The following is a 12,439-nucleotide window of genomic DNA, read 5'->3' as shown; positions in this document are numbered from 1 at the left end:
TTGGGGATTTTTCTCAAAGCTTTGTGGGATACCACCATACTCTGGGACCTGTCTGATGAGTGTGCTATATTCAGATTTTCACCGATTGTCGGGGATTGTCTGAATTAAAAGTATCAGGCATAAATAACGTATTTCTGTTATTGTTCGCGCTCCAAGCATTGCAATCGCAGCATCTGCTTTTCATCGGTTCCGGGTAAGCCCAGCAGAAGACAGAGATCCGCCACAGACAGGAGTAAAAAAAGTTTTGACTTGAGTTCAAACCCCCAGATTCATCTGTCAAGTCAATCTCAAATCTCAAATCTCAAATCTCCAATTGTTCGATATGCCAACAGCCAACAATTAGCTCGCAGCAACCAATGACTAAAATTATCCAAATTTTATCCCCTGATGAAGTGAGGCGCACTCTCACCCGCGTCGCTTCCCAGATTGTCGAAAAATCAGGGAACCCCTCGGAGTTAGTGCTGTTGGGCATTCATAGTAGAGGAGTGCCTTTAGCTCAAATTTTGGCAGATCAAATTGAAGTGCTCGAACAAGTTAAAGTATCCGTGGGCGCTTTGGATATTACCTTTTACCGAGATGACTTGGATCGAGTTGCGATGCGGACACCGGCTAAAACAGAAATTCCTTTCGATTTGACGGGCAAAACCGTGGTGTTGGTAGATGACGTTATATATAAAGGCAGAACGATTCGAGCGGCTTTGAATGCGGTGAACGATTACGGGCGGCCGGAGAAAATTTGGTTAGCGGTATTAGTCGATCGCGGCCACCGAGAAGTACCGATTCAGCCGGATTTTACGGGTAAAAAGTTGCCGACTGCAAAGGAAGAACAAGTTAAGGTTTACGTTCAAGAGCTCGACGGGCGCGACGGAGTGGAGTTAATTAAGGGTTGATACGATTTGAGATTTGAGATTTGAGATTGGGCAAAACTGACTGTTAAACAAAGTCCAGCTAAATAAACTAAGTAGGGTGGGCTGTAAGTAGCGCGTCAAACCACTTTTTGCGTCCATCACTGAGCAAAATACTTCGTTTCCGCCCACTGACAACGTAAAAAACCCGGTTTCTACCAGAATAGGGGCTTTTGGGTAAGCAAGCCTCTAGGAAGAAACCGGGTTTTTCGCGCGCGGAGCGTCCTATGTTCTTAAAAATCGGCAGTGCAGGAGTTGAACCTGCCTGGGGCGAATTATGAGTTCGCTGCCTAAACCGCTCGGCCAACTGCCGTTAAATCGATTTCTTCGACCTAACTCAAAATGAATTATAACATAATTTCTCAGTCCGTGCTAGAACTAGAGAACAAAAATCAAAATCTTTAGATCTGCTGAGTCCCCGATCGCCTGTTAGCCAATGTGCTCTCGCCGATCGACCGGACAAAGCAGTTTCTACGACTCGGCATAAACTTATAGGCAATGGCAGTGAATTCGACGGTAGTGCTGACTCTAATTCTGCTGGCTCTGATGTTTGGAGCAGGCGTGACGAGTTCTGTTTGGGGATTTACTATAGGTCGCGAAGCCTTACAAGGAACGACTCAACCCGATGTTCGTCCCAGCAACAATGCTGGCAGTGGCAAGGCTGGAACGACCGCTAGCAAAGACCAAGTGAGCATTTTGAAAGAAAAAGACATTCTCACAACCGTCAAAGCACGGGTAGAAGGTCGCGATCCCGAAAAAACGGCCGGGGCAAATACTAAAACAGAGAAGGCAAGCTCTAAACCAGCCGCGGCCAAAAAACCGGCTGCACAAAATGCCAGCGCCAAGTTTCCCCTGAACAGTCGCGACGGGGGAATAACCCTGGAAGTGAGCGCGGCCAGTCAGCGCAACAATTCCATGCTGCTAGACGTGAGCATGAAAAATGAGGGCTCCCAAGCTGTGAGGTTTCTCTACAGTTTCTTGAACGTCACTGACGATCGTGGCCGGGCCCTAAGCGCGACTGCCGAGGATTTGCCCTCGGAACTCCCCCCCAACGGGCAGGTGTTTTACGGTACGGTGAGTATTCCCACAGCTTTGCTGGAAAATGCTAAGGAAGTTTCACTGACGCTGACAGATTATCCAGGTCAAAAACTTCAGTTGCAAATATCTGGCATTCCAGTGGCGAAGTAAAATAAAAGAAGACCAAACCTGCAGAGGGATTCTCAGGTTCGATCGATAAAGTTTTTTTAGGGAGCATTGTGTCACTTTTAGGGGCGAGAGTGCAGGAGATATCTGATTTACCCGCGATGAGTTTGACAGAGGTGCTGTCGCGGTTGCTGTCAGTGCTGTTGCTGATTGCGATCAATGCTTTTTTTGTGGCGGCTGAGTTTTCGATGGTGACGGTACGCCGATCGCGCATCAATCAGTTAGTGGAAGCTGGCGACGTTGCAGCTTTAACTGTGCAATCTTTGCAGCAAAGTATTGAGCGATTGCTTTCGACAATGCAGTTGGGAATCACTCTTTCTAGTTTAGCTCTCGGCTGGATTGGAGAAAGTACGATCGCCGTGCTAGTGCGAATGTCGATCGGCTATTTGCCACTGCCAATTTACATCAAGTCGGCGATCGCCCATTCTTTTAGCATATCAATAGTAACTTTTTTCCTGCTAGCTTACCTGCAAATCGTACTGGGCGAACTCTTTCCCAAATCTGTAGCCTTACTGTATTCCGAACAGCTAGCCAGAACTTTAGGGCCTCCAAGTTTATTGATTGCCCGTTTGTTCAATCCCTTTGTCTCGTTTCTCAATCAATCTACTCGATCGCTTTTGCGGTTTGCGGGCATCGAATACGATCTAAGGCATCGGCCGGTTACTCCCGAAGAACTGCAATTAATTATAGCTACTTCCAGCGAATCAAGCGGCTTGGAAGCAGAAAAGCGAGAATTGCTCAACAACGTCTTTGAATTTGGCGAAGTTTGGGTACAAGAAGTAATGGTGCCGAGGCCTAGCATTGTCGCACTTCCGAAGACGGCAACCTTTCAAAATTTGCTCGACGAAATGGCGATTTCTAACCATTCCCGCTATCCCGTGACGGGAGATTCTTTAGACGACATTATCGGCATTATTGGCTTCAAACAACTTGCGAAACCCCTAGCTGAAGGTTTGCTCTCTCCCGACACGCCAATTGTACCTTGGATGCGTCCGGTCAGGTTTGTGCCGGAGATGATGCTGCTGGGAGAATTGCTGCCTTTGATGCAGAGTTCGTCGGAAGAAATTGCGATAGTTGTCGATGAATTTGGTGGCATTTCCGGGTTAGTGACGCTGAGGGATTTGATTGCCGAAATTATCGGCCGCAGCTACGAGTCGCCCGACAGCAAAGAAATTGCTTTGCAAGTATTGGACGATCGCACTTTTTTGGTGCAAGCGCAGTTAAATTTAGATGATGTGAATCAAATATTGAATTTGGATTTGCCAGTAACTGACGAATATCAGACAATCGGAGGTTTTCTGAGTTATCAGTTGCAAAGAATGCCGGCTGCTGGGGAAGTTTGGCGGGGCGAAAATGTGGAACTTACGGTTGTTTCTGTGTCCGGGCCGCGCTTGGATCAACTTCAAATTCACTTGTTGGAAGGGGCTGCGGGCGATCGAGCTTTAGATGGAATTGCAGCAGCGGATGGGGAAAATAATGTCGGGAAAGGGCGAAAGAATAGCGGGGTGAGTAGTGTGGCGAAATTTTCTAGTTGAGAATATTTTAGCGAATACCTAGATAATCTACTCGCTCGAAGTCGCTGCGTACTAAATCATCTAACGTCGGGCCTTTGGGGCGTAAATTAATGCGATCGCCAACCTTAACATTTTCGTAATATGCGTAGGGAATATAGATATCTTGCTCCTGCATAAAAGCGAAAGTAAAGTTAAAGGCATCGTCAATGTCCTCAGCTTTAACCTCACGAAAGTCAGAGAGGAATAGGAGATCCATTTCTTCCTCAAAGTACAGCATCTCCGCAAATGCACCTCTGTCGTAGCAGTTATAACCAATATAACCGCAAGTGTCGCTGCATTTGTAGTAGATGGCGCGAGTGGATAGGAACCAGGAAAGGGTGATAGCATCTCCTTCTCCAAATACAAGGGAACCGGGATGATGATTCAGTTGCTCAACGATCGTCCAAGGATGTCCTCGGAACTGAAATACAATATAGCTTTCGGCCGTAATTTCGATTTCGCGATCGTAGATATCCCGTTCCCAAACATCCGCACGTCTCGCCCTACTGAACTTTTCCGCCACTGACTCAATAGGAGCGCGAACGAGAAGTAGATTTTGGTTTCTGTCAATTGTTTCAATACCTCGGCGCTCTTCAATAGACATAATTTTTAGCTTGGAAAAAACAATCAATAATTAGTCTACCTCTTTTTCTGACTGTAGCGAATGCTCAGGAAGAACCAGGGTGCTTTATACTTGATTCATCAGCTCAAGTAAATAGACTCGATCCTTTATGCAAGCGCGATGAACAGCAGAAATTAAGAAATGCTATGAAAGCCCAAGAACTTTATCAACAAGGATTCGACCTCGGTCGCAAAGGACAGTATAAGGAAGCAGTTGAAGCTTTTACTCAAGCAATTAATCTCAATCCTGATTTTGTAGAAGCTTATATTTACCGTGCTTATGCTCGGACTGGAACTGGAGACCAACATGGGGGAGTTAAAGATTTTCAGAAAGCTATGGATATCTACAGGGCTAGAGGACGATCAGACATAGCTGATCAGCTTTTAGTCCCATTGAATACGCTGCAAAATGAAATTAAGGATGAACAGGAAGACCAGGGTCAACCGGAAGTTGAGGATGAGCCGGAAGACAAATAAGCAGCCTACTGATTCAAAATAAATTAAGGAATGCGATGGAAGCTAAAGAACTTTATGAACAAGGATTTGACCTCGGTCGCAAAGGACAGTATAAGGAAGCAGTTGAAGCTTTTACTCAAGCAATTAATCTCAATCCTGATTTTGTAGAAGCTTATATGGTTCGTGCTCGTATGCGAGCTGTAATTGGAGAAAAACAGGGTGGAGTGGAAGATTTTCAGAAAGCTATAGATATCTACAGGGCTAGAGGAAAATCGCAAATGGCTGATCAGCTTTTAGTCCCATTGAATTCGCTGCAAAATGAAATTAGGTTTGAACAGGAAGACCAGGGTCAACCGGAAGTTGAGGATGAGCCGAAAGGTAAATAAGCACTCGGATGATTCCAAACTAACTAAGAATCAATTTTAAAAATTTTAGTCATGCAGGACTTACCCATCAAAACCCAAGAAACCGGGTTTTTGGCAGCTTCTGCCATCTGTAATATATTCTTGCGAAAAAACCCGGTTTCTGACCACCCGCTGCGATGCTTAGAAACCGGGTTTTTTACCGTTTCGGCGGGCGGAAGCAAAGAGACTCGAAAAAACCCGGTTTCTGGGGCGTCGTGCGTAAGTCCTGTTTAAGTATAAGGCACCGGATCTTTCAATCCCAATTCCTCAAAAGCAGCCAGCCGCAACCGACAAGAATCGCAAACGCCGCAGGCATTTTCCCCGCCTGCATAGCAAGACCAAGTTTGCTCCCAAGGTACTCCTAATTTGTTGCCTAATTGAATAATTTCGGTTTTTTTAAGTTCGATCAAAGGTGTTATAATTTTAATAGCTTCTCCTTCTCTTCCCTGCTTTGTTCCTAACCGAAACACTTCCTGCATGGCTTGGATGTAATCGAGGCGACAGTCGGGATAGCCGGAATAATCTAAAGCGTTGACACCGATGTAAATACGATCGGCTTCTAGAGTTTCTGCGTAGGCGAGGGCAAAGCTGAGAAAGATTGTATTTCTAGCTGGAACGTAGGTAATGGGGATGTTTTGAGACATTTCTCCCAGAGTGCGATCGATCGGCAATTCCATCTCATCATCCGTCAAAGCGGAACCGCCCCACAGTGTCAAGTCAAAGTTTACTATCTGATGTGCCTTAACCGCGGCCGAAAGTGCGATCGCCCTTGCTGATTCCAACTCCCGCCGATGTCTTTGCTTATAGTCAAAGGAAATAGCATAACACTCGCAGCCGTCGGCTTTGGCTTGATACAAAACTGTTGAGGAATCTAGCCCTCCCGACAATAAAATAACTGCTTTCACTTAAAACATCCTCACTAAAATTAGCTTTTATATTTATATCAAAATAGTGGCGAATTGACAATATACCAATGCTAAATGCTTTTTGAAACCTACATATTACACCATTGTCAATAACGGGCAAGATGCCCGTTCCACAAAACTCAATTAACTGGTTCCCCGGCTCTGCCTAGTAACGAGTAGAAAGAAAATTCATCTTTTGTGGAACAGGCATCTTGCCTGTTCTTGATATTCGTACAAAATGTCCGATTTAAATTCGTAACAAGTCATCGAGTTCGCGGTAATCGGGCAAAGTTGTATCAATTTTAATGCCCTGCCGCAAAACTGTGCGATCGCCCTGCGCTCTAGATAACAATTCGCTGAAATTACGCGCCTTAAACAAAATCAAATCTGCTGGTAAACCCACTGCAATTCGTCCTAAATTCGGCAATCCCATTAAATCGGCTGGAGTCTTTGTCACTGCACAGGGCCAGTCTCCATAGGGCCTATCTAAATGAGCGATGCGGACTGCCATATTAAAAACTTCCAAAACATCATGATCGCCAAATCCGTAAAACGGATCGCGACAATTGTCGCTAGCAACTGTAACGGGAATTCCTGCTGCTTTGAGTTCGTGCAGCAGTGTCACTCCCCGCCAGCGCGGTGTATGCTGAGATTCTCGGTCTTGCAGGTAAAGGTTGCACATCGGCAAGCTGACAATGCCAATATTTGCTTGCTTGACTAATCCCAGAGTTTCTGTTACTAAATCTGAGGGTTGTCGGGCTAAACTACAGCAGTGTCCGCAGATTATTTGACCCCCAAATTCATGGCGGATGGCGGTTTTTGCGACTTCCCGCAATGTTACTGAATCTGGATCGTCGTTTTCGTCGGTGTGGAAGTCGATGTTTAAATTTCGTTCTTTGGCTAAGGCAAAAACTCGATCGAGTTGTTTATCTAAGTCGGGATTCATATAGGCGACTCCGCCGAGAATGCCGCCAGTTTGGGCTATGCGATCGGCTAATTTTTCGCCGGCGGGTGTCAGGAAATAGTCGAGGGAAACCAGGGAAACAGCTTGCAAGATCAGCCGATCGCCCCATTCGGCTTGCAGCGCTTCAAATACTTCTAAACTAACGGTTCCCTGTTCGCCCGCGCTGTCAATGTGAGTGCGGATAGCCTTGGTTCCGTGGGCGTAGCTGCACTTGAGGCCAAACTCCATTCGCCGGTAAACATCCTCTGCATTCCAGTTTTTTTGGGCGTCAGCGCCTACCGCTTCGATCGCGCTGGCAAAAGTTCCATCGGGATTGGGCGATCGTTCCCAAATGTGGCCTTTGTCTAAATGGGTGTGCATATCCACAAAACAAGGCCAAACTAAGCCGCCCTGCAAATCTATAACTGGGATATCTCCAGAGGAGGATACAGGTTTTGTACCTGCTGGAGTAATTTGGGCGATCGCCCCTGCCGCAATTTCCAAATCCACCAAACAAAAATTGTTCTCACTCCCCGTTGTCGCCACAGTAGAAGCTGACGAGGCGAGCGATTTCATCTCTAGAAGAGACGCGGGTACGCGACTATTTTTGAGCAAATAATTAGATGTACTTGGCAACATTAATTTTGTGAGTTAGTATGTATTTTCTTGATAATTCAGCACTACCAGTTGTAACTATAGCAACCCTTGCAGGAATTGTGAACATCTCTCTTTTCCTCTTTCTATATTTTATAGAGACTCTGCGTCCTCTGCGCCCTCTGTGGTTAGTTCAAAAAAATCTCATGCACAAATGAAATAAAATCGCTAAAGAAACTTGAATTAAATAGGTAGCTTTGTTGTTGGTAGTGCAGCCCCGATCGCTGAAGCAAAAATATAAAAATTTTATATTTTTGAAGAAACCGCGCAAGTCAGCTTCACGAGTTTTGCTATGCCGGATACTTCCCGATCCTGAATCCTGTTGCTATCATAAATCACTGCTTCAGATTGCAATTTCACTTTCAACTAACAGCAGCATCCATAGCAAGAGCCAAAAACAACTGTGTCAAAACCCAAGCATATAGTTTTAACATCCCATCCCGACAGAGCCGGCACAAAACCTCATCCCATTTACTGGGGAGAAATCGATCCGCTGAAACGGGGGCCTGTGATTGGCAGCCTTACCAAATCGTCTCACCGGAATGCGATCGGCACTCATTCGGGTTCCTATTCTGTTTATCGCGCGCTAGCAGTGGCTTCCGGCGCACTCCAAGCAGATCACCGCCCCGATTTTACCAACACCTCTCCGGCCGCACACATCGGGCCGCACCCTAGTTGGGGCGATCGCAATTTGATTGTTTCTCTCGATCCCTTTGGGGGTTTGGTCAGCGAAGTTTATACTTCATTTCTCCAGCAGGGATATGATATTCGACCGACAATTGCTGTCACTAAAGCTCACATTAATATGCCAGAATTGCAAGATGCCATCGCTAAGGGGCGGGTGCAAATTGATGGCAAAATAGTCAAAGCAGGTGGCAATTTAGCAGTAACTAAAATTGCGATCGATCCGGTGTGGTATTTGCCGGGAATTGCTAGGCGAATTGGGGCCCAAGAAAGCGTTCTCCGCCGTGTCCTGTTCGAGCAAACAGGCGGAATGTTCTCGGATTTAGTGACGCGGCCGGACTTACAGGTTTTCTTGCCACCAATTGGCGGAACTACGGTTTATATTATTGGCGATGTCGCGAATATTTCTGACCCGGATAAGCAGTTGGCGGTACGGGTACACGATGAATGCAACGGTTCAGATGTCTTCAGTTCCGATATCTGCACTTGTCGCCCTTATTTGGTACACGGGATTGAAATTTGCATCCAAACGGCCCAATCAGGCGGTTCTGGCGTAATAGTTTACTTCCGCAAGGAAGGGAGAGCTTTGGGGGAAGTGACTAAGTTTTTGGTGTACAATGCCAGAAAACGGCAGGAAGGTGGCGATCGCGCTGATGCCTATTTTACGCGCACTGAATGCGTGGCGGGAGTTCAAGATATGCGGTTTCAAGAACTAATGCCAGACGTGCTGCACTGGTTGGGGATCTCTCGCATTGACAGTTTAGTTTCTATGAGCGATATGAAATACAATGCGATTATCAATTCTGGCATTCAGGTGGTCGATCGCATCCCCATTCCTGAAGATTGGATTCCCGCAGACGCACAAGTCGAAATTATCGCCAAAAAAGCCGCCGGCTACTACACGCCAGACCCTGTGCCAGATGCTACAATTCTTGCAGAAGCGATCGGACGCGATTTAGGAGATTGAGAGGGCAAAGACGCGACCGATGGGACGCGAACAATCGCGTCTTTGCTACATAAAATTTATTGCTGGTTTTTGATCAGTCAGGGTAGGTTATGGCTAATTTGCGTTCTAGTGTGATCGTAAAAACAGATATTTGCGGATATACCGCCAGAGTCAAAAAATTATCTCAGTCGGACTTAAGTAGTTTGTTAAACGAACATAAAACTTTTGTTTCAGATATTAGCGCCAGAAATGAAGGCAGCGTGATTAAAGGGGAAGGTGATTCATTTTGGATAATTTTTCCCAGCGTCACAGCCGCGGCTGTGGCTGCGATAGAAATGCAGCAAGAATTGAGATCGCAACAATCTAGCAAAGCCAACGACGAAAGATTGGCTATTCGCGTGTCGATTACATTAGGAGATGTCTTGCATCAAGATAAAGATATCTTTGGCGATACGGTGAATTTAACAGCGCGCATAGAATCAGTAACTCCGCCGGATGAAATATATTTGTCCCAAGCAGCATGGCTGGCCCTCAACAAAGCAGAAGTGCAAACATCTTTTGTCAACGAGTTTTCTTTGAAAGGGATGAGCGAACCTGAAAAAGTATACAAAGTTGACCAAAGTTACAAAACGCGAATCATCAAAAATCAAGCAATAATTAAAGCAGATTTGAGAGGTTTTATTGCTTATCAAGAATCTAATTCAATCAAAGATGTGGAATATTTGCTCACCAACTTTGATACTTTTGAAAAAACAATTTGCGAAGAATACGGCGGCACAATTCGGAGTATTGTTGGGGATTCGCATTTGTTGACTTTCCCGGAAGCTCACTCAGCCTTAGCGGCAATGGAAAGTCTGTGCGAAAATTGGAAACTTTTTATTAACGCCAATCAAATACCTTGTGGCTTGTCGGTGGGAGTTGCGAAGGGAAATCTATATATATTTAGGTCTTGCACTTACGGAAAAGATATTCACATAGCCGACAGACTGGAAGATTTAAGTAAAATAGTATCTCCGGGAAAAGAAAAAAACTCGGTGATAGTTTCCGATCACATAAAACGCGAAGTCAGCGGGTCGAAGTGGGAATATAAGCTGATCAAAATCGATAAAAATGCGATTTTAGATAATCTTTTAGATTACAGTCAGTTTGACTTTTTTCAAGAAAACGATGTTTACCGATGTTTGGTAGTATGAACTTGGGCAATAGTGAAATTGAGACTGTAGAATATCTGAGAACGCCGGTTGCTATTCGCCAAAAGTGCGATCGGCTTTTTGATTTAGCCCGCCAGGACAAACTTCGCTACTTCCGCGTCGATTTATCCCAACTCGACAAAGCAGCAAATTATGTAATTGACACAACGCGCCAACAATATCCCGATTTTAACATTCCCTTTCACAGTCGCTGGCGACATTTTGAAGCTGGCAACTTGTCGCGACTCGCCGAATTGAATGCAGCTTTAGCAGAATTTGCACTCATAGAGCAAGCTAAGATAAAATTTGATTTAGCAATTATTAGCGTTTTGCTCGATGCCGGTGCTGGTGCAGATTGGCAGTATTGTGAACCAGAAACCGGGCAGGTTTACCGCCGTTCTGAAGGGTTAGCAATAGCCAGCTTGCGGATGTTTTGTCAAGGTGTTTTTTCCAGCAATCCCGATTTTCCTTGGCAAGCTGATTCTCAGGGACTTTCTCAATTAAAACTAGAAACCTTAGCTGCTGGATTTCAGGTAAGTCGAGACAATCCCCTAGTTGGTTTAACAGGCAGATTAGAATTATTGCAGCGTTTGGGAAATGCGATTGGCCAGCATCCATTATTATTTGGCAGCGAAAACCCGCGTCCCGGCAATTTAGCAAAATACTTGCTCGACAGTCGGGTTTCGGGAGGCAAAACTGTGAAGGCTGCGATCGTGTTGAGCGCTGTTTTGACAGGTTTTGGGGAAATTTGGCCGGGAAGATATGCAATTGGTGGAGTTAATTTAGGCGATGTTTGGCGGCATCGGGCATTACAAGGAGAAAATCTGGGAGATGAATTCGTGCCGTTTCACAAACTATCGCAGTGGTTGACTTATTCGCTGTTGGAACCGCTGCAAGAACTTGGTTTAGAAGTCGCCGGATTGGATGAGTTAACGGGATTGCCGGAGTACCGCAACGGCGGTTTTTGTTTGGATATCGGGCTGCTGCAGGCAAAAGATTCGGCTATTTTTGAGCAGAGTTACTTGCCTGGTTCGGAAGTTATAGTAGAATGGCGATCGCTCACTGTGAATCTTTTAGATAAAATTGCCGCAGCTATTCGAGAAAAGCTGCATTTGAGTGCGGAACAATTGCCGCTGGTGAAGATTTTGCAAGGAGGAACTTGGGCGGCGGGGCGGAAGATTGCCGCCGAATTGAGGGCTGGTGGAGTGCCGCCAATTCAGATTGAAAGTGACGGGACTGTGTTTTAGAGGGAAGAAGGAAGAGAGAAGAGGGAAGAAGCAAGAGGGAAGAAGCAAGAAGGAAGAGGGAAAATTATCCCCTCTTCCAACTTAAAATTCCCAATTCAAACCTGAAAACAATACCTCACACTACACTCCTAACAAGCTGCTTAGCGGCAAGTGCGATATTTGACGTGATAAACTAAACCGCGATGAGCCAAATCGAAGGAGTCAACGGTGGCCATGCCGGCACCGCGGGCTGTCATCGCAGCATTTACTCGCATATTTACACTGTCGCCGCAGCGAGACCAAACATTAGCTAAAGTACCTAACTTATCTCGAACATTGTAGTTAGTTTCGCCGCTGAGATTCCGATTAAAAACTGGGCCGCGCGCTCCAGCGAAAAAGTATTCTGCTCGCAGGTTGCCTGTGGTTCTAGGAGCCACGTAGCCGCGATAATCAGCATCGTAGATAGAAATTTGGTAGCCTTGGGGTACTTTGATGGGAATGCTCAGATTGCAGCTTTTCCGGCTTTCTGTTGAGACATTTCCTTGGGCTGCAAATTTATCAAATAGGATGGTGAGTTCTTGACCGTCGGGGCTGACGCTGACGCTGGCGGAGCGATCTGGGCAACCGCTACCGCCGTAGCTTGCACCTAAAATTTTAACGGCAGGATTAGCCAATGCGGGGCTGATAGAAGCTGTCATTAATGCCGTAGCTAGCAATAGTTTTACAAACTTCATGGATGTTCTCCTTAA

General features: G+C 45.8%; 12 protein-coding genes and 1 tRNA gene. 8 read left to right on the top strand and 5 right to left on the bottom strand.

Going from position 1 to position 12,439, the window contains the following annotated elements; translation table 11 throughout:
• Positions 1-356: 356 nt before the first annotated feature.
• Positions 357-890, top strand: a complete 534-nt coding sequence (gene pyrR, locus QUB12_RS14695; protein WP_333147047.1) for a bifunctional pyr operon transcriptional regulator/uracil phosphoribosyltransferase PyrR — start codon at positions 357-359, stop codon at positions 888-890.
• Positions 891-1,145: 255 nt separating this feature from the next.
• Here the strand turns inward: pyrR and QUB12_RS14690 are convergent.
• Positions 1,146-1,218 (bottom strand) — tRNA-Ile (locus QUB12_RS14690).
• Between the two features lie 185 nt (positions 1,219-1,403).
• Between QUB12_RS14690 and QUB12_RS14685 the strand changes: the two genes are divergently transcribed.
• Positions 1,404-2,093 carry a hypothetical protein gene (locus QUB12_RS14685; protein ID WP_333147048.1) on the top strand — a complete coding sequence of 230 codons (690 nt, stop codon included), beginning with the start codon at positions 1,404-1,406 and terminating at the stop codon, positions 2,091-2,093.
• Between the two features lie 68 nt (positions 2,094-2,161).
• Positions 2,162-3,643, top strand: coding sequence for a hemolysin family protein (locus tag QUB12_RS14680; protein WP_333147050.1), 1,482 nt, complete (start codon positions 2,162-2,164; stop codon positions 3,641-3,643).
• Between the two features lie 7 nt (positions 3,644-3,650).
• Here QUB12_RS14680 and QUB12_RS14675 read toward each other — a convergent pair whose 3' ends face one another.
• Entirely contained in the window at positions 3,651-4,265 is a 615-nt protein-coding gene (locus QUB12_RS14675) for a hypothetical protein (RefSeq protein ID WP_333147052.1), read from the bottom strand.
• A 164-nt stretch (positions 4,266-4,429) separates the two neighbouring features.
• On the opposite strand from QUB12_RS14675, the gene QUB12_RS14670 reads away from it, so the two are divergent.
• Positions 4,430-4,759, top strand: coding sequence for a tetratricopeptide repeat protein (locus QUB12_RS14670; protein ID WP_333147054.1), 330 nt, complete (start codon positions 4,430-4,432; stop codon positions 4,757-4,759).
• A 35-nt stretch (positions 4,760-4,794) separates the two neighbouring features.
• On the top strand, positions 4,795-5,124 hold the full coding sequence (locus QUB12_RS14665) for a tetratricopeptide repeat protein (protein WP_333147056.1): 330 nt from the start codon (positions 4,795-4,797) through the stop codon (positions 5,122-5,124).
• Between the two features lie 248 nt (positions 5,125-5,372).
• Here the strand turns inward: QUB12_RS14665 and queC are convergent, their stop codons facing one another.
• Positions 5,373-6,047, bottom strand: a complete 675-nt coding sequence (gene queC / locus QUB12_RS14660; protein WP_333147058.1) for a 7-cyano-7-deazaguanine synthase QueC — start codon at positions 6,045-6,047, stop codon at positions 5,373-5,375.
• 247 nt (positions 6,048-6,294) lie between these two features.
• Entirely contained in the window at positions 6,295-7,629 is a 1,335-nt protein-coding gene (locus tag QUB12_RS14655; protein ID WP_333307273.1) for a cytosine deaminase, read from the bottom strand.
• Positions 7,630-8,047: 418 nt separating this feature from the next.
• On the opposite strand from QUB12_RS14655, the gene QUB12_RS14650 reads away from it, so the two are divergent.
• From QUB12_RS14650 to QUB12_RS14640, 3 genes are all read left to right on the top strand, one after another.
• A complete protein-coding gene (locus QUB12_RS14650; protein WP_333147063.1) occupies positions 8,048-9,295 on the top strand; it encodes a GTP cyclohydrolase II in 1,248 nt (415 codons plus the stop codon).
• Positions 9,296-9,384: 89 nt separating this feature from the next.
• Positions 9,385-10,467: an adenylate/guanylate cyclase domain-containing protein gene (locus QUB12_RS14645; protein WP_333105679.1), complete on the top strand. Its 1,083-nt coding sequence runs from the start codon at positions 9,385-9,387 to the stop codon at positions 10,465-10,467.
• Positions 10,464-11,711 (top strand): URC4/urg3 family protein, encoded by a 1,248-nt coding sequence (locus tag QUB12_RS14640; protein WP_333147065.1) that lies wholly within the window; start codon positions 10,464-10,466, stop codon positions 11,709-11,711. Before QUB12_RS14645 ends, QUB12_RS14640 begins: the two co-directional genes overlap by 4 nt.
• A gap of 140 nt (positions 11,712-11,851) precedes the next feature.
• Here the strand turns inward: QUB12_RS14640 and QUB12_RS14635 are convergent, their stop codons facing one another.
• Positions 11,852-12,424, bottom strand: coding sequence for a DUF4360 domain-containing protein (locus QUB12_RS14635; protein WP_333147067.1), 573 nt, complete (start codon positions 12,422-12,424; stop codon positions 11,852-11,854).
• Positions 12,425-12,439 lie beyond the last annotated feature (15 nt).

This window comes from Microcoleus sp. B7-D4, from assembly GCF_036705125.1.
Taxonomy (GTDB): domain Bacteria; phylum Cyanobacteriota; class Cyanobacteriia; order Cyanobacteriales; family Microcoleaceae; genus Microcoleus.
This window is presented reverse-complemented; position numbering and strand designations above follow the sequence as displayed.